This is a genomic window from Paenibacillus sp. RC67, from assembly GCF_030020805.1.
GTDB lineage: Bacteria > Bacillota > Bacilli > Paenibacillales > NBRC-103111 > Paenibacillus_S.
Genome location: NZ_CP125098.1, coordinates 3001224 through 3019060, shown reverse-complemented (window position 1 = coordinate 3019060; position 17837 = coordinate 3001224). Strand labels below are relative to the sequence as shown.

Here is a 17837-nt window from a genome sequence, read left to right as displayed (position 1 = left end):
ATCATTTCACTCCTTTAAGTCAGACATCCTTACGCACTACGTCCTCTCTTCATCTGTATGACACTGACCTTGTACTTTATGAGTAACCCCGCTTTAGACCGGATCAATTTGAACCGTTGCCTGCTTGCCGCTGAGCTGAATCCCCGTCTTTTTGCTTCCTAATGGCTTTAAGTCCTTGATTAGCGCTTCCAGCAATGCTTTGACTTGAGCTCCTTCTTTCCCTTGAATACGGACGGTAAACAGTACTGCGTCACCGGATTTCAGAATCCTTTCCGCTTGCTGCTTCTTCGTATCATAATCATGCTCTTCTATGTGAGGTGTAAGCCTAATTTCTTTTAGCTTTGCTACTTTCCCTTCCTTCTTCTTGGCCTGTTGGGCTTCTTGCTTGGCTGCTCCGGCTCCTACGAGCTTGCAAGGCGGAGGGCTGCTCATGAGAGACGTGCACACCAAATCGACTTTAAGCTTTTTGGCCATGGCCAACGCTTCGGAAGTAGGAACAACCCCCAGATCCTCCCCCTCAATGCCAGTTAGTTGAACTTCAGACGCTTTAATTTTTTCATTCATAATCATTGTGATTCCACCTGAACTTTCGTTATAATGAAACCTATATTACCGACAATGGGGAGATTTTTCAATGAGCCGCAAAGAATTAGAAGAGCAAATTATCCGCAATTATCAACAGGATGAACAAATGATGATCCTTGTTTTCGCCCAATGGTGTGTTAATCACGATCTGGACCCTGCCGCGCTGTACCTCCGTGCGTATCCGGATCAAGCAGCCAATCCATCGCTTATGCAAGCGATTGAATTAACAGTACCCAAGAATGAAGCAGGCGAACTCGCGGATGGGACCGTACTGAACGTATTATCTTTGTTTGGCAACGAGGAGCTCGCTTTCGTCGTCACGGAAGAAATTTCGAAAAGAGGCTAAAAGCATCTTTATAATCAAAAGGGTGGGAGTTCTTTTACGAACCTCCACCCTTTTTTAAGGACTGACGTATTCTATTAAATATCAGTTTAAATAAAGCAAAGAGAACCATGCCGCTCAATAGCAGCATACCAACTTCAGCCGTACCGCTCCAAGAGCTGGAAGCAGCTCCGAACGAAATGCTGCTCTGTAGTACGGTCGACGATGAGTAGGATTCAACTATAGCTGGCACATACATCATTGTTTGATACATGCCTATCCCCATTTGTACTGCATAATAAGCTACCGTGAACAGTACAGAGAACAATGCAGCTTGTATGAGCGATCCTTTCATCTCGCCTTCCCCTCCATACAATGCATGATAGATCGTAATGGTAATATTCTCCACAAGTATGATGTATCCTTCTAAACTGCCTAAAATTTCATTTCCGACGATGCCCCGCCCTGATTTTGCAGCTTTTCTATCGCTTGACATATTTCATGCTGCCATGCGGTATCGTTAATCATAGATGCAGCAAGTGACAGATTATACAGTCCTGAAAGCTTCCTTGCATAGATCGCATTATAGTGAAGGCAAGCATTCACTTCGGATTCTTCTTCCTCGGTTAGTCCTCTCTGTTTTTGCAGTGTCCAAAGCTCTGCTAATCTCCAGTGTACGGATAGCAAATCCAATCCCCCTGACCGTGTCTGTATTATCGTGGTTGTTAATATTATGGGCAAGGAAAATCCTGTTTAGACGCTATAAGCCCGTCCCTATTTCATGCTTTTTTGCAACTTAACTTTGATTCACTCCGTCTATTAGGGTGTAATAGAGAGTGATAAAGATATAGACAGGAGAAACCTTATGCGTAAATCACCAAAACATCTTTTTAGTTTGACCCTATCTGCTACTGTATTGGCCATTGCATTAACCGCGTGCAGTTCATCTGAGAAGCCCTCCGCAGCTCCACAGGAGCCGGTTATTCAGACACCAACCCCAACGCCATCACCAAATTCAAATACAACGACAGCTCCTCCAGCATCTACTGCTCCTGGAACTGACAATAAGGGAACGACGCAAGCGCCTTCGAATTCATCCAGCAGCGATAAATCCACGCAATCCGATGAACAGAAAACCTATATACTTCAAATAATGGATCAAGCCAAGAAAGGAAAAGTTCCTGGCAACGACTACACTGCTCATAAAAGCTTGATTGATGAGGTTGAGAAGGATTGGGGAAAACCCGACACGAAGGATTCGGCTGGAAAGGGTATTTATTCAACCTATGACAAACATAAAGCAGCATTCGGTTTTAATAAAGGGAGCCTCATATTCGATGTTCGGTCATTTGACGCCAAGCTTCATACACTAAGTTTTGCGCAAATTAAGTCAGTTCTTGGTCAACCCTCCGATACTATCGACAATAAAACCGAAACCATATACGTGTACACGGCTAACGATCAGTATCAGCTAAAATTCATTATTCCCTCCTCCAGTGGCAAAGTGGATCACATCTCGGTCTACAGTCCTCAGGATGCGAAGAACTTAATGGCTGGTTAAGAAAATAAAAGGCGGCTCTGCTTCTTACTGGAAGAGAGTCGCCTTTCTGTTTATTTCTTTGCCTCAAGCCATGCAGCTATTGCTACAATTTCTTCTTCCTTCAGCTTCCCCTTAAAGCCAGGCATTCCGCCCCCGCCATTCGTGATCTGATTCACAATTTGTTCTTTATTCATTCTCGCGCCGATCTTTTGAAGATTTTTCTTGTCGCTGCCTTTGCCATCTAATGTATCCCCATGGCACGCAATACAAGTCTGCTTAACTACAGCTTCTGCGTTTATCGCTGTTGCTGGAGTCGCTTTACTGTCACTACCGGCAGCACCTTGTGTTTGACCTGGGGTTGGAGTTGGCGTTGGGCTCGTTTGAGCTGTAGAGCCTTGGGGCTGCGCCCCTTGATTCGAGCTTTGAACAGGTGCAGACTGCTGCCCTTCATTGCTTGGTTTCGTGCTGCACCCAGATAAGGCAAGTGCGGTAGATAAGACGGCTGCCATGGCTGCATATTGAACTTTCATCAACCCAACCTCCAATAATAAATGTTATAGAATATAACACTACATATTGTAGTGTTTAGGATGATAGGGTGTCAAGCTGGATTATTGGCTTTTTTTAGATAATTTAAAAAAGCACCGAACCCAAAGGTCCGTGCTCTTCTATCGATGAGCCAGGGTTCGTCAATCCTGATTTACCGAATTCTCTATAGAATCGCTGTTTCCTAACATTTTCTTAATCTCACTCGTAACATTAACTATTGGCTGCATTCCATCAACAATTCTTAGCTTATCCTCAGCATGATAAAAATCACATAATAGCTCTGTCTGCTCTTTGTTTACCTTCAGACGTTTTTTCACCGTCTCCTCGGTATCGTCCTCCCGCTGGACTAACGGATTTGAGCATGTATCGCAAATTCCTGGTTGAATCGGAGGATGGTTCAATATATGATAAGTTTCCCCACATCCACTGCAAACCCTTCTCCCAGTTAATCTATCTAACAACAGCTCATCAGAGACTTCCACATAAATAACATAATCTATGATCGATGATTTACTGCTCAAATACTTTCTTAAAGCAACAGCCTGTTCAACATTTCTAGGAAATCCATCCAAAAGAAATCCTCGTTTACAATCCGTCTGTTCCAATCTGTTCAATGCAATTCCTATGGTTATATCATCGGGAACTAGCACACCTTTGCTCATGTATTCTTGTGCCGATAGGCCCAGCTTCGTCTGGTCTTGAACGGCTTTTCTAAACAGATCTCCTGTTGAAATATGCGGTATGTTCTGGCTTTCAACAATGATCTTCGCCTGCGTTCCTTTGCCTGCACCAGGAAGCCCTAATAATATGACATTCATGCTATTCCTCCTCAACGTGACCTTCGAGTTTCCAGCTGCGTATTGGTCTACTGCCCACCGAATATCATGGTTTCCTTTCATTGAATAAATGATTGTAAAGCTCTTCATAATGGCTCACATAAAAATCGGCACCAGGCGCATCACTTTGAAATAAACAGGTCCTGACTCCTATGCTTTTCCCTGGGATAATATCTATCTCTCGATCTCCAATAACCCAATCTATCTTATATTTGTCGTGCAAATAAACATAGGACTCTGAGTTCGGTTTGCTAGGATATCCGTCACCGCCAGCGACCATCTCTACAAAGTAATGCATCCATCCGTAATGCTCCAGAATAGGTAAGACTTCTTTTCGCGGCTTATGCGTCATGATCACATTGATATCTGCCCGCTTCAATATATTTTCCACGTAAGGAAATGGCATGGTTTTGCTAGGATGCAAGCTTTGTTCTTTAATAAAAATCTGCTTCAAATGATGTTCTCCCAAAGCATAATGCTTGACAGTGTGAGAGAACGAGATCTTTAAATTCGATAGGATTTCGTCTCGAGGTACCCTTTCTTCCATTACTTCATACATAATATCCGTATAGGCTGGATATGTATTAAACAAGGTCCCATCAAAGTCCCACAAAATATTCAAATCGGATCCTCCTCGCTCAGCACCGTGTGTTACAAGAGTTAGATAAAGCCTAGAATTCTTATTTAATATATCATATATTCAGGATATTATTGTAAGTAATTATAAAATAAGGTTAGAGATTCAGGCATCAATTTCGAGTAGAATAACTGCGGTATTAGACTGAAACCTTATGGTGGATCTGGGAACGAAGATGAACTACGATTCAGGTCGTTCCCAGATCCAGCTCTCTAATTTGGCTGATTTACTTATATATAAAAAAAACCGTCTTTGTGTAAACTGCGCCTCCAAATGCAGTTCATAGCCAGACGGTTCTTATTATTAGTAAGGCTTAACTATACCCCCATACCTGCAATCCGGCGCCGAGCATACCGCTCAGATTTCCCCTTCCTGTCAAAGCTCTAACACCCGCCTGGCATCCAGTTGTACAACGGGTTCGCTGGCCGCTTCCTTCGATAGCATCAAGCGCATCCGATTCGCGATTCCTGTACCAGTTGCATACTGCTCGAGGCATCCGATACCTCCACATACGCAGGGGAGCCCGTTGAAGCCCACCGACATATGCCCAATTCTCCAGCGCCACCCCATGCACCAATCGTCCATCCGATATGATGGCTCCTCCTACACCTGTACCTAGTGCCAGACAAAGTTAAGTTGCACACATTGCGACCGGCTCCAAGCTTCTTCTCCGTTAGTGCAAGTACATTATTGAGAACATATGTTCTTTACAGGTTAGCTCTCGTTAAAGTATAATAATTCCAGAATCTAAATTTTAAATATGGTGGAGAAGAGTCAAATGAGCTTGAAAGCAATTATTAGTTATCAGGACACAACTAAAGAAATAGCATTGTTAAAAGAAATTGAAGTCCATAAAATGCTTAACCCTATTAAAGAAGGGAAATGGTCAATTAGGGAAATAATTGGACACCTACACTATTGGGATAAATTTATTTTAGAACAACATATCCCTTTCATGGCGCAAGGAGCAAATCTAATTGCATTCCCATATCATGATTCCCACAATAATGAAGGGATTCAGTATATCAGTAGCTTCAAGAATGTGGTTTCTTTAATTGATGAGTTTGTATATACACGTAACCAATTATTTGAGGCTATCAATAGTATCGAAGGCGATCTACGATTCACTATTGGTTCGGGTAAACGACAGTTTACTATTGATAGTTACATTACTATCTTTTCAAAGCATGATATTCATCATTTAGATCAAATCAGGAATAAACTTTCACATTAACTGCTAGACCCTTAAATATGAAGTTAGACTCTTGTTTCGTGATTAATGTTATTTTGCTGGGAAAATGACTTGTAATTAGTTGCAGAATCCGTACATAACACAGCGTCTTCATGAAGAAGATTCCCCATTACATCATTAATTTGAGATGCTGTAGCTCGTCCATGCCCGGCTAATTGTGAAAAAGAAGGCTCCCACTATAAATGCAAGCTAAACCGTTTCGAAAGCGTGATTCTCGAATGCCTTTATATAAGCCTACGGGCTTTTTAGGTTCAGAGGACACATCATTCTTTATCGCTTCAAAATTCAAAATGTTATAAGTATTTTATGACTCCTATGTCAATAATTTAAACCCTTATCAAGTTGTTTCATAAGCAAAAAAGGCTCCTTCGCCAACCAAAGCGTTCAGAGCCTATCTTTAATTTTATTGCAGCTTGTAAATAAAATAACCGTCCTTAACATCAATGAGTGTATACCGATCCTTTACATATTGCTGCAAGCTCCCGTCGTCGCCATCGATATGCCCTCTAAGCGGAACAAAGTACTTTGCGCCCATTTTCACAAAATATTGAAGCTCCGCGATAGGATCCTGCGGCATCGTATTGCCTACTCTCCACCCCTTACGATGACTGGCGTTAAGCAATGAAGGATCGTCCGTTCCCACTACTATCAGATCATTAGTCGAAGTATAGGCCTGAACCACCTCGGCTTGTCTCAGTAAAACGGTATGCTGTTCCCTAAGCAGTGGTGAGGTCAGCTGGTAGCTCTGCCAGGCAATTAGAACTATAGCAATAACCGTAACCACCTTCCCGGGAAGCTTGTTCCAAATAGAGCCGAGCGTTACTCCCCCGAGCAAAGCGACCAACGGGCCGATCAATATCAAGTAATAATCAAACTTAATCGTAGCTACTACAGTAACCAATTCGACTAGCATCGCCAAAGTCCAAATTCCTATCGGATACTCTTTTTTCCAATGAATTGTAAGCAGCCCTGCAATGAATAACACGATTCCATACCATGTAAATGCATTTGGTACTTGCTCTGCAAAAAAATGAAGCGCCTCTGGGGAAGCGATGCTGGTGAATAGACTTGGGAGAATATGCTTGGTCGCAATGCCAGTAACGAATGGAAATTCAGCAATTGTGCTTAACCATTGGAAATACAAATAAGGTGGCAGCAGTGACATGAGGGCAAATAGCCAAAGCTCCCACCTCACAAGGCTCCTAAGCCTGTATTCCTTCAAGGCCATCCCCATCATAGGTATCCCAACGAATACAGTTGGTATTTTTTGCGAGATGGCAAGAGCTGTGAAAACTCCCGCTGCTATAAGTACCCAGAACCGCTTGTGATCTATCCATTGAACAAACAAGTAAAAGGCTCCAAGCATAAAGAATAGAGCTGCCGATTCAGGCATGATAGCTCTTGAATACAAAATAGAAAGGGGTAAAATCCCGTACAAAAGCGTCGTAATCCACGCAGTCTGAACCGAATAATAACGTTTGGCAATGAGATATAAAAAATACGCCGAACCAATAAAAAAGCTTAAAGGGACTATTCTGGCCAACATATAGTGATAACCGAATAAATTGTACAGTACGGCAATAATCCCTGTCGTAATCTGAAACTCTAATTGCACATAATTCGGCATAGGACCATCGTAGTTCAGTTGCGGATACAATAGGTTAAAATGATTTTCCAAAAAATTAATGGCTATAGATTCTGTATCCGACTGTCTCCAGGAATCATATTCATAAGGGGAATTTGCCAAAGTCGGTACACGTAGCACAGCTATGAAAATAAGAATGAGCACAATCAAATACCCATTACGAGGTTTCTTCATATTCAAAATGTAAAAAGTACCTCCCCTTCCTATTTATTTATAAACCACACCCCTGCGACAATGATTACTATGCCCATTAATTTGTTCCAACTGAAGGACTCATCTAACAAAAAATAAGAGAGAATGACAACTAGAATATAGCCGATACTTACCATTGGGTAGGCGTAGCTTAATTCAGAACGGGATAGTACTTTAATCCACAATAAGAAGCTTGTTCCAAACAAAATCAATCCGATCACAATTTCAGGAGTTTTAAGCAGCCTTATAATGCTGGTAGCTAATGTGGGTAACGACAGAGAGACTGCTCCTAATTTATTGGAGCCAAGCTTTAAAATAACCTGGCCCAGTGCCCCCAAGACGACTGAAATGAGAATTAGCCATATCGTTTTCATAGTGCATGTTCCTTGCTCCACTTTTTGTCGACCTTTACCTTTTTCAATAGCTTAAAATAACCTATTATGGTTCTCCATATGTTCATTTTGCTTTTGGTTTCTTTTAGATGATATTCGAGAATAAGTGGATATTCCCCTGCCCGAACTCCCATTCGGCTGAATCTCGCCATAATCTCCGCCATGCATTCAAATCCGCTGCTCGTAACAAGTGGGCCATTATAATAAGTCATCGCTTTGAGTAGGGTACTGATTCGATAACATCTGAAGCCACTTGAATAATCATTGACATTGGCAATAGGAAAAAATAGCTTAAAAAACCATCTGGCTCCGCGACTAAACAGCTTTCGATACCAAGCCAAACCAAGTTCCTTTCCGCCATCTGCATATCTCGAAGCAATAACCATGTCCAATGCCTCCAGCCTAAGCTTTTTAACCAAATGAGGAATAGTGGCTGGGTTATGGGTATTGTCGGCATCCAAAGTGATGAGAATATCATCAAAATCAAAATGGTTGACTACATGGTCAAACATCGTATTCATGGCTTCCCCAAGCCCCCGATTATGTGAATGAGTAAGTACTCTCATATCTGGATGAATAGCCGTATATTCCCGCAAAATAGCTGCCGTATCATCTGTGCTGCCATCATCAACGACAATAATATGTAAGCGTTCATCCATCTGGCGCCTTAACAATTCCAGTTTCAAAAGAAGAATAGGAAGCACATTGCCTTCGTTGTAAGCAGGTAGACCGATAATCACCTTCGATTTCATCTGACACCTCTCTTTCCGACACCTTCCTATTCATAATTTATTCAGATTGTCTCCATTCAAGTACTTAGCTTTCTTACATCACAAAAAAGACCGCTCCTAATGGACCGGCCTAAAAACGATAATTCAACTCGAATGGTATGATATCAGCATTCAGTTTATCCTGAGATAAGGGGCTATACTCACTATGAGGTTCGTAACCAAAACCAGAATCGACTATCTGCAAACCTTGCTTCGCTTCATTGAGGACGAAGACAAGCAAAAAGAGGCATTACATATTCTCGATTCCATAACACGCGACATCAATGAAAATTATGCCGAGATTGAAAAGCCGATTCGTCTATACGAGAAATAAAGTTACAGTGTTACAGTGACTTTCGTGCTTCTAATAAAGAGCCTCATTAATGATTGCGTACATTTTAGCGTCCTGATACTCACCCTTGGTATATATATGCTTTCGCAATGTTCCTTCAAATTGCATTCCTGACTTCTCCATCACTCGAGCAGATCCAATATTATCAGGATGACATCTTGCTTCCATTCGTACCAGCTTCATTTCGTTAAAGCCAAATTCCACAATCCGTTTCATGATTTCCGTCATATAGCCTAGATTCCAAAAATCACGGGATAATGCATATCCAATCTCCGCCCGAGCATGAACCACATTCCAGCTGACAAAGCCTACAGTGCCGATCATGAGCTTCGTTTGCTTGTCCTCTATGCCCCAAGGTGCAATCTTATGTTCTTCGTAAGCGTTCATTACTGCTTCAATAAATCTCCGTGTATCCTCAAGCGATTGATGAGTGGGCCATGTCGTGTATTTGGATACTTCTTCATTGGAGCCGTATCGAAACATATCCTCGGCATCTTTGAACTGGAGCTTTCTGAGTATCGTCCTCTCCGTCTCCAGAACAGGAAGCTTACTAAAAATCATTTCCCTCGTTATCGTCATTGAATCCACCCACCTTCTTAATTTGAATCAGTATACATGGAATTCTCTATAGAAACAACCAAAAATTAGAAAAAAGGTCATCTGAAACGATCTGTCGAAAGCCCCCTAATGCAATTGTCCTACGCTCCACTGTTAAGCGAGTGGAGATCCATCGTCTCTGATAAACAAGCTTCTCAAAGTTAACATTGAGAGTAAAAAAGCCAAGAGAAGAAATTCTTCCCTTGGCTTTCTTGTTTACTCTAACAGCTTATTGAGTCAATTCAGTAACCAGACGCTTCGCGTCTCCAGTCGCTGTAGTGTATACTTCAAACACTTTCAGTGTCAATGGTGAATCAAATTGCTGAGAAGTACCTTTGAACGCAATGTTGTTCTCACCGGTTACTAAACGGCTAGGACCGATAAACGAATTAAGGCTGGTTCCAACCAATCGTCCTGCTGCATCATAAAGCTCAAACTGCAATTTGGAGAAATTGGAATCAACTTGTACATTAGGTTCCCGTTCGATATCCATTAGGAATTTCCCTTTGTAAGTATACTCAAATGTTTGTGCATTGAACTGGAATGAAACATCCCAATGTGAAATATCGAATTTGAACGGATAGACGTCAAATTTCGTTTCATTATCTTTTTCGGTTTGCAGCGCTAAGCTGTACGTACCGATGGTTGTTTTGTACGGAGCCGCCGTTTTAGCGTCCTCCACCTTCAAGGCCATGCCTTGACCTGACTCCGATACCGGCAGCGAGTACGAATAATTGACCGTGATTCCAGCATTCGGTAGGATCGGCGATTCTGTAATGGTTTGACGCTTGCCGCTATATTCGTAGCCTTCCGAGCTGATGAGATTCGTATCAAATGCAGGTACGGAAATCGGACGATCGCTCTTATTGTACAGCTTGAATTTAGCGGTCACTTTTTTATTGCCTTCTTCTTCGTCATCATACATATGGAACTCCACCACCGAAACTTGGATATCCGGGTGAATCAGCTCACTGCGTGAATCGAATTTCATCGTGTTGCCCAAAGCATAGGCCTCATATTGGTTACCTAAGGTTTGTGTTGGTAGCAAAATATTGAGACGACCCACATTATATTGAACCTGAGAAGGTGCTGCGCCTGCAGCTGCTGGAGCTTGAGTAAAGCTCTCGTTGGTCAACAGGTTCAAGCTGGACAGCACGGTATCCTGATCGGTAGGAATGACAAAGTGTACATATTTCTCTTCTTTGCCATCCAATACAAGCGAGCCTTCTTCAACTCGTTTACCGGAGAACACTTTCGCACCCGTTTTACCATCAATACTAAAATTCGGTACCGTCTCACGTTTGTCAGTCGGGTTGAAAGCTAATAGCTGTACCACATAGACTGTACCCTTATCTGTGGTCTGCTTATTAACATTAACCGGTGTATACTGAATTGGCGAAATCAAGGACGGTATTTTGAAAGAGTCAGACCATTTCTTGACGGCTGCGGAATCCGTGATCTGCATATCACTTCCCTGCCAAGGCTGTACCGTAATCGGAACAGCCAATACCAGTGTTTGTTTCTTAGGATATACGTAATAATCTACGTCAGTCCAATTCACTTCAGCTAACGAAACATCATCTGTACGATCAATCACGGCCATATAGCTTAATTCCGTGTTTGCCTTAGACTGGATAGTTTTAGCATTGGATGCGCTCGGTTGTAATGTATATTCAATGCCTTCGCTTGTTTTGACACGCAGCTCATAATCCGGCACTCTTGTAAAGTCTGTAAAGTTATTTTTCATGCGAACCACAACGCCGATGCGAGTTCCTTCCGAAACGTGCTCGTTCAATATACTTTTCACTTCAACTTCAAGCTTATCAGTTAAAGGATATACGATTGCTGCTTGATTTTGAACGGCTGTCGGAGTCGTCTCTTCTGCAAAAGCCGAATATCCCGTACTCATAAGCGATGCTGAAATAATCATGACGGCTGCGGTTTTCTTCAACTTGTTGTTCAATTGCTTCTCCTCCTCTTGGTACCTCTATTATTTGGCCAACTGAACCTTTTCTTTGTCCTTCAACTGATGCTGACCGGAAGTAATAAGCTGTTCGCCTTCCTTCAGCCCGGAGAGTACCTCTTGATACGTTTCGTTCAGTCGGCCCATTTCTACCTTCCGCTTCTCGGCTTGATCCCCGGTAAGCACGAAGACGAATGTATCTCCACCTTCGCGAACGACACTTAATGTAGGAATAGCTACGACAACCTGATCCTGACTTTCTGTCAGAAGCACTTGCGCTTTCATGCCAGGCTTGAGCTTACGGTCAGCGTTAGGCACTTCCAGCTCCAACGAATACGATTTGGACTGTGCACTCATAACATCCGCGAGGTAGGCAACTTTAGCCGAGATTTTATCCGTAGTCCCCGGTACATAGAGCGTCAACTCCTGCTTGCCACGGATCAAATTGGCGGAGCTTTCCGTCAGTTCCGCTTTCACCTTGATCGGATCGAGCTGCTGAAGTTGGGCTGCTTTGAAGCCTGCCGGCAGCGTCATTCCGATTTCAATTGGCCAGTCTGTTATAACACCGCTGGCAGGAGCTGTAACCTCCATATGCTGCAACGTACGGTCAGCTTCTCGGATAGAAACATCCGCCGTTTGTAGGGCTTGATCCAGCTGGGCTAAAGAGTTCGTGTTCTCTAAGGTTTTCAGCTTGTTGCGGCTATTCTCCAGATCAAGCCGCTGGTTATTCAGCTGACTCTCTGTTTGCTCTAGCTGAAATTTGGTTACTAGACCTTGATCGTAATCATTGCGCATCTTGCTGTAATTTTTCTCAGCATCCTTCAATGCCGTGTCTTGTTTGGTTATGCCATTTTTTAGCTCCAGCTTGGAATCTTCCAGATCCTGCTTTGCTTTAGTGAGCTGCTGCTGTGTTCCGGATAACGCGATTTGCGCCTTTTCCTTACTGATATTCACATCCGTTGGATCAAGCCGAAAAAGCACTTCTCCTTTTTCCACGGAATCCCCACGCTTTTTCAGCATCTCCAGCACATCGCCGCCGGTTTTCGTGATCACATCCATCTGCAGTGAGGATACAACGTCCGCTACCTGCTCTAATGGATCTCCGATTTTTTGCTTTTGTACCTTTTCCACTTTTACCGTCTTGATCTGCGCTTCTGTGCTTGCAGGAGCAGCTTCCGGTTTGGCTGTGCAGCCGCTGAAAAGTGCCGTACTAATAACGAGAGCTCCTACGATGCTCAAGTTTTTATTGACTGAGTTTGCCTTTGTCAGTTTCATGGAACGATTCTCCTTTTCCCCTGTCGATCTAATTGAGTCCAGCTTTTATCGGATTAATGGGTTATGTTCGCAGCCTTGGAATTAGTATTCATTTTGCTCTTCTTCTTAAACAGTCGACTTACGCGAACCTTCATCGCATCAATAACTTCATAAACTACCGGAACGACGACCAACGTCAGAACGGTGGATGTAGTCAAACCACCGATAACTACTACGGCCAAGCCTTTGGATATCAGCGATCCTTCCGACAATCCGATTCCGAGAGGCAGCAAAGAAATGACCGTTGCACCCGCCGTCATAATGATAGGACGCAGTCGAGTCAGACCCGCTTTAACTAATGCTTCACGGACAGGAACGCCCTCCTCGCGAAGCTGCTGCACACGGTCGATTAACACGATCGCATTCGTAACAACGACACCGATGAGCATAAGGAATCCGATCAAAGAAGTAATATTAATCGATTCTCCGGCTATCAACAAGCCCAGGAACCCTCCGATTGCCGCCAGAGGCAAGGAGAATAAAATAACGAACGGCGCGCTCGCATTACCGAAGGCAATAACCATAACAAGGTACACAATAAGTATTGCCGCAACCATAGCTACAGCCATTTGCCCGAAGCTTTCTTGAATATCATCGCTTACGCCTTGCGCTTGGGCTCTAACCCCATTCGGCAGCTCGACTTTCTTAAGCTCTTCAGCTACTTTGGTACTGATACCGCCTTTGTCTTTACTGTCGATCTTAGCCGTAATCTTCACGTATTGCTCCTGCATTTCACGAGAAATGGCTGCTGGAGCTTCAACTTGCTTAATTTTGGCGATTTCGTTCAAGTTCACTACAACACCTGTTGGTGTCGTAATCTGGAACAGTCCGATCTTGTCAACCGAGTTTTTAAAATCGTCCTGGATCATCATCTGCGTTTTGAAAGTCACATTATCAAATTTCAATTCGCCGATGTCCACTTTACCTAACCAAACCCTTACACTCTCCAGAATTTGAGCCGAGGACAAACCGTACGTTCTTGCTTTGTTCTGATCGACGGTTACTTCCACCTGCATTTTTTTCTCGCTCAGGTTATCTTTGACCTCTTGAAGCTCAGGGAAATCTTTCATTTTTTCTTTGACCAGCTCGGCGCCAGTCATTAATTGAGTTAAGTCATCCCCTTTAAGCAGGTAAGCGAAATCGTCACCGGATCCCGACATAGAAGCAGTCATTAGATTGCCTTCCACTTCAGATCCTTTCGGAACCATGGTTAAAATCTTATCCGCATATTCTTTGGACATTTTCTTGGCATCCGAAGCTTTGGACATCGATCCGATAATCATTGCTTTATACGAAACTCTCTCACCGCTTGTATTGTTCTGATCGTAACCGACCATCGATTCAAAGTATTCGAAAGCAGGTTCTCCAATTGGGTCCTTCTCTTCCTTCAACATGGTCTCGATTTCTTTCACTTTGAGATCCATGGACTCGATAGATGTTTCACGAGGCAGTTTCAACGTAAACGATACTTGCTTATCCGTCGCGCTGTCAGGCATGAATGCCGCCGGCAAGAACGGTACCGTTCCACCAAGAGACACTACGAACACAAGGAAGGCAACCAGAATCGTCTTCTTGGGATTGTCAAGGGACCATTCGAGAAACTTCTTATATTTGCTTGAGAATTTACCCAGCTTCTCTTCATCATGATGCTTGATGTTATTACTATTCAGCACCATCAGCTTAGCCAACATCGGTATGACTGTTAGTGCAACAATAAGTGAAGTCATCAGCGCTACGACCAAGGTAATTGCGAACGGACGGAAGATATCGCCCAAAATACCGCCGACAAACGAAATCGGTAAAAATACGCCTGCCGTTGTTATCGTCGAAGAAGTAATCGCTGAGGAAACTCTTGCGGTTGCCATTTTAATAACCGATTCATTACGCTCATTAGCCTTCTGAAGTTCACTGAAAATGTTCTCAATAACAACGATACTATCATCCACGACACGCCCGACGGCAATCGTAAGACCACCCAAAGTCATAATGTTCAGCGTTATGCCAAGTGGGGCCATAATGGAAAGCGTTGTAAGGATCGATAGAGGTATCGAGACTAAAACGATCAATGTCATCCGAACGTTTCTTAAGAACAGCAAAATCATGACAGAAGCTAGAATCGCCCCCGATATCCCTTCCTTCAGCATCCCATGAATGGATTTCTCTACATCGTTCGCGGAATTATATACGGTGGTGAAATGGATGTTCGGAAATTCCTTCTCCCAACCAGCAATCAGTTTCTTCACATCGTTGGAAAATTCAACTGTATTGGCGTCCTTACTTTTATACAGTGTAAGCCCAATGGCTGGGCTGCCGTTTAATCTATCGATATATTCCGAATCCGATATCGCTTCTACTTTGGAGATTTGTTTTAGTAGAACCGTTTGTCCGGATGACGTAGTCAGCTTCATATTTTCCAGATTGTAGATGGTGTTCAAATCGCTTTGAATACGAACCATCTGCTCATTGCCGTTAAAATCAGCCGTTCCTGCCGGACTTGTCAGCAATGCAGCTTGTATGCTCTGCTGCACTTGCGAAGGCGTCATGCCGTAATTGCTTAACGCATTAATATCGAGCTTCAGCTTCAAGGTCGCTTCCTGCTGCCCTACCGAGTCAACATGGTCGATACCTTTCATTGCACTTAGTGTAGGCTCAATTGTATCTTTGTAAATCCGGTTTAACTCCTCTTGGTTCATGCCGTTATCGCCATTGACCGCTCCGAAAAATACAGGAAAATCACTGCTGCCGAACTTGGATACTTTCGGCTTGGATGCGGTAGCTGGAAGCTTCACATCCGCAATGGCGCTCTCAATATCTCTCTTGGCATCATCCGGCTTGCGGCCGTTAACCAGCTCTACCGTAATGGCAGAAAATCCGTCATTCGAGGTTGAAGTTACTTTCTTCAAACCCTCGATACCGACTATCCGCTTCTCTAGCTTTTTGGTGACATCCTCCATTACATCTTTGGGCGGTGCCGGATAAACCGAGCTGACAAACACGACCGGCAAAGAAATATCCGGCATGCTTTCCTGCTTAAGCTGACTCGCTGAAAATCCACCCGCAATGAACAAGAGTATGCTGATCATGATGATGGCCGCAGCGTTTTTCAAGGAAAAATTGGTTAACTTGTTCATCTCTCTACTCCTCCATTCCTACTGCTGACGTCTCTTATCTTTCTCTACTTATTTACCAACTGCTGTTTAATAGACTTCCATTTCCCTTCCAATTCATCCAACTGAGACATAATTAAATCGCTCAGAGCCGAGAACGCAGTAAACCTTTCCTTTAACAGTGCATAGGTCTCTTGTTCATTGGGTTCTACGTCCTTAATGACATCGTAAGAACTAAGTGCCGTTGCTACCATCTGTTGAGTGATTATCATTCTCTCTTTAAATGAGCGGATCGAGGACAGATCGATATCATCGGATATGTAATAATAATTTTTGCGGTCATTGCTCGTTGCAACTTTATGGCATAGCCCAATTCGTTCCATAGAACGGATATGTACGCTGACCGCTGCTCTTGTCACTTTAAGCTGTTCAGCAATTTCCTGAAGGCTTATCGGCTCTGTAGCGAATAACAGTAAGGCTAGAATCCTACCAACTAATGGACTGTGCCCCTCGCATTCAAGCTGCAGAGACATCTGATTACTGACGAATTGTTTTAATTCTAGGAAGCTTCGCGGGGCATGCTGCATAGTCATCTCCTCTTCGTTTTCTCTCTTTAAGACCCATGTTGTAAGCATAACATCGTTAACAACTACGTTAACGCACAATACTGACTGGTCATCCATAAAGTACTATATACAAAAAAGCCAATATTTACAACACTTTTTTCCCGCAAGTAATGTGGCTAAAATAAAAAATGACCAATCGGTCACAATCTTGACTAAAGATTGCTGTGCGTTTACAATCTTTAAGAAAGACTATGAACATTCAGGAAGTGATCCTTGTTGAAAGATAAAAAACAGCAGATCATCCAGTCTGCTATTAAACTGTTTGGGGAAAGAGACTACCATACGACATCCATACAAGAGATAGTCAGCTTGGCGGGCGTGTCCAAGGGAGCCTTTTATCTGCACTTTCATTCCAAGGAAGAGCTGCTTATTTCTATTTACACTTATTTTTTCGAGCTTTGCTTTAAAGGCTTGGAGCAAGTAGCTTCAGACACGACTTCTTCTCCCGAAACGATCCTGCGTAAAGTGATTTTACAGCAATTGAAAATCATTATAGAGAACAAAGAATTTTTGACCATGATGCAAAATAACGGCGCTGCGTTCATTCAGAACGACACGATTAAACAGATGATCTATGAAACGAACCTGCAATTCATGGCCTGGTTTCAAAAACGGATTGAAGAAGTGTACGGCAGCCCCATCGAGAGACACTCTCTGGACTGTGCAGTCATGCTGAACAGCTTACTCAAAGATTACCTGTTTTACTGCTTGAGTTATAATATTTCAATAAAGCACGAAGAGCTAGCCTCTTTCTTATACGAACGTCTGGACGATTTGGTTACAGGGATTATTCGCAAGAAAACGGCTCCCATTCTGTCCTCGATCGATATGCTTCAGCAAAACGGTCTATGCGGTGAGGGAAGCACATGGCTGCTGAAGGTTGAACAGTGCAAGCAGTGGATTGAAACGACGATCGAAGATCCACGGACATCGGATACGTTGATTCAATCGCTTCATGCGGTGATTAATGAATTGAAGAAAGAGGAACCGAATGAAATCATCATTCAGGGAATGTACAATTACTTAGTAACCTTGAGCAAGGACAATCCGTCATTGCTTGTACAATTGGAGCAATTATTCGCTTGGAGACTTGGGAAATAAGCCTCCCGTATTGAAAAAGCCGCAGCTCAGGGATTCCCCTGCTCTGCGGCTTTCCTA

At 43.1% G+C, this 17837-nt stretch carries 20 protein-coding genes; 5 read left to right on the top strand and 15 right to left on the bottom strand.

The window, feature by feature from the left end:
• Positions 1–93: 93 nt before the first annotated feature.
• Positions 94–570 carry a translation initiation factor IF-3 gene (infC, locus tag QMA13_RS13820; RefSeq protein ID WP_282942085.1) on the bottom strand — a complete coding sequence of 159 codons (477 nt, stop codon included), beginning with the start codon at positions 568–570 and terminating at the stop codon, positions 94–96.
• Between the two features lie 64 nt (positions 571–634).
• Here infC and QMA13_RS13815 point away from each other — a divergent pair, with 64 nt between their 5' ends.
• On the top strand, positions 635–931 hold the full coding sequence (locus QMA13_RS13815) for a hypothetical protein (protein ID WP_282942084.1): 297 nt from the start codon (positions 635–637) through the stop codon (positions 929–931).
• Between the two features lie 34 nt (positions 932–965).
• Here QMA13_RS13815 and QMA13_RS13810 read toward each other — a convergent pair whose 3' ends face one another.
• Together QMA13_RS13810 and QMA13_RS13805 are read right to left on the bottom strand one after the other, a co-directional pair.
• Positions 966–1316: a hypothetical protein gene (locus QMA13_RS13810; RefSeq protein ID WP_282942083.1), complete on the bottom strand. Its 351-nt coding sequence runs from the start codon at positions 1314–1316 to the stop codon at positions 966–968.
• A gap of 26 nt (positions 1317–1342) precedes the next feature.
• Positions 1343–1594 (bottom strand): DUF7667 family protein, encoded by a 252-nt coding sequence (locus tag QMA13_RS13805; protein ID WP_282942082.1) that lies wholly within the window; start codon positions 1592–1594, stop codon positions 1343–1345.
• Between the two features lie 178 nt (positions 1595–1772).
• Between QMA13_RS13805 and QMA13_RS13800 the strand changes: the two genes are divergently transcribed.
• Complete coding sequence (locus tag QMA13_RS13800) at positions 1773–2468, top strand: YjgB family protein (protein WP_282942081.1); 696 nt, start codon at positions 1773–1775, stop codon at positions 2466–2468.
• Positions 2469–2518: 50 nt separating this feature from the next.
• Here QMA13_RS13800 and QMA13_RS13795 read toward each other — a convergent pair whose 3' ends face one another.
• The 4 genes from QMA13_RS13795 to QMA13_RS13780 all read right to left on the bottom strand — a co-directional run bounded on the left by QMA13_RS13795 (position 2519) and on the right by QMA13_RS13780 (position 5054).
• Positions 2519–2977: a c-type cytochrome gene (locus tag QMA13_RS13795; RefSeq protein ID WP_282942080.1), complete on the bottom strand. Its 459-nt coding sequence runs from the start codon at positions 2975–2977 to the stop codon at positions 2519–2521.
• A 159-nt stretch (positions 2978–3136) separates the two neighbouring features.
• Positions 3137–3814, bottom strand: coding sequence for an adenylate kinase (locus tag QMA13_RS13790; protein ID WP_282943393.1), 678 nt, complete (start codon positions 3812–3814; stop codon positions 3137–3139).
• 64 nt (positions 3815–3878) lie between these two features.
• Complete coding sequence (locus QMA13_RS13785; RefSeq protein ID WP_282942079.1) at positions 3879–4454, bottom strand: HAD-IA family hydrolase; 576 nt, start codon at positions 4452–4454, stop codon at positions 3879–3881.
• Positions 4455–4844: 390 nt separating this feature from the next.
• Positions 4845–5054 carry an ROK family protein gene (locus QMA13_RS13780; RefSeq protein ID WP_282942078.1) on the bottom strand — a complete coding sequence of 70 codons (210 nt, stop codon included), beginning with the start codon at positions 5052–5054 and terminating at the stop codon, positions 4845–4847.
• 193 nt (positions 5055–5247) lie between these two features.
• Between QMA13_RS13780 and QMA13_RS13775 the strand changes: the two genes are divergently transcribed.
• A complete protein-coding gene (locus QMA13_RS13775) occupies positions 5248–5703 on the top strand; it encodes a DinB family protein (protein WP_282942077.1) in 456 nt (151 codons plus the stop codon).
• A gap of 421 nt (positions 5704–6124) precedes the next feature.
• Here the strand turns inward: QMA13_RS13775 and QMA13_RS13770 are convergent, their stop codons facing one another.
• From QMA13_RS13770 to QMA13_RS13760, 3 genes are read right to left on the bottom strand one after another with little or no spacing between them, the layout of a single operon-like run.
• The gene (locus QMA13_RS13770) at positions 6125–7540 is read right to left on the bottom strand and encodes an ArnT family glycosyltransferase (protein ID WP_282942076.1); all 1416 of its coding nucleotides are present in this window, start codon (positions 7538–7540) and stop codon (positions 6125–6127) included.
• Positions 7541–7569: 29 nt separating this feature from the next.
• On the bottom strand, positions 7570–7932 hold the full coding sequence (locus QMA13_RS13765) for an EamA family transporter (RefSeq protein ID WP_282942075.1): 363 nt from the start codon (positions 7930–7932) through the stop codon (positions 7570–7572).
• The gene (locus QMA13_RS13760; RefSeq protein ID WP_282942074.1) at positions 7929–8702 is read right to left on the bottom strand and encodes a glycosyltransferase; all 774 of its coding nucleotides are present in this window, start codon (positions 8700–8702) and stop codon (positions 7929–7931) included. The genes QMA13_RS13765 and QMA13_RS13760 overlap by 4 nt, the downstream gene beginning before the upstream one ends.
• Positions 8703–8886: 184 nt before the next feature.
• Between QMA13_RS13760 and QMA13_RS13755 the strand changes: the two genes are divergently transcribed.
• The gene (locus QMA13_RS13755; protein WP_282942073.1) at positions 8887–9054 is read left to right on the top strand and encodes a hypothetical protein; all 168 of its coding nucleotides are present in this window, start codon (positions 8887–8889) and stop codon (positions 9052–9054) included.
• Positions 9055–9084: 30 nt separating this feature from the next.
• On the opposite strand, the gene QMA13_RS13750 is transcribed toward QMA13_RS13755, so the two are convergent.
• The 5 genes from QMA13_RS13750 to QMA13_RS13730 form a co-directional block, all read right to left on the bottom strand.
• Positions 9085–9651 (bottom strand): GNAT family N-acetyltransferase, encoded by a 567-nt coding sequence (locus QMA13_RS13750; protein WP_282942072.1) that lies wholly within the window; start codon positions 9649–9651, stop codon positions 9085–9087.
• Between the two features lie 247 nt (positions 9652–9898).
• Positions 9899–11632, bottom strand: a complete 1734-nt coding sequence (locus QMA13_RS13745; RefSeq protein WP_282942071.1) for a hypothetical protein — start codon at positions 11630–11632, stop codon at positions 9899–9901.
• Positions 11633–11659: 27 nt separating this feature from the next.
• Entirely contained in the window at positions 11660–12907 is a 1248-nt protein-coding gene (locus QMA13_RS13740; protein ID WP_282942070.1) for an efflux RND transporter periplasmic adaptor subunit, read from the bottom strand.
• A 53-nt stretch (positions 12908–12960) separates the two neighbouring features.
• Positions 12961–16077: an efflux RND transporter permease subunit gene (locus QMA13_RS13735; protein WP_282942069.1), complete on the bottom strand. Its 3117-nt coding sequence runs from the start codon at positions 16075–16077 to the stop codon at positions 12961–12963.
• A 44-nt stretch (positions 16078–16121) separates the two neighbouring features.
• On the bottom strand, positions 16122–16640 hold the full coding sequence (locus tag QMA13_RS13730; RefSeq protein ID WP_282942068.1) for a GbsR/MarR family transcriptional regulator: 519 nt from the start codon (positions 16638–16640) through the stop codon (positions 16122–16124).
• A gap of 255 nt (positions 16641–16895) precedes the next feature.
• On the opposite strand from QMA13_RS13730, the gene QMA13_RS13725 reads away from it, so the two are divergent.
• Positions 16896–17780 carry a TetR/AcrR family transcriptional regulator gene (locus QMA13_RS13725; protein WP_282942067.1) on the top strand — a complete coding sequence of 295 codons (885 nt, stop codon included), beginning with the start codon at positions 16896–16898 and terminating at the stop codon, positions 17778–17780.
• The last annotated feature ends 57 nt before the right edge of the window (positions 17781–17837 follow it).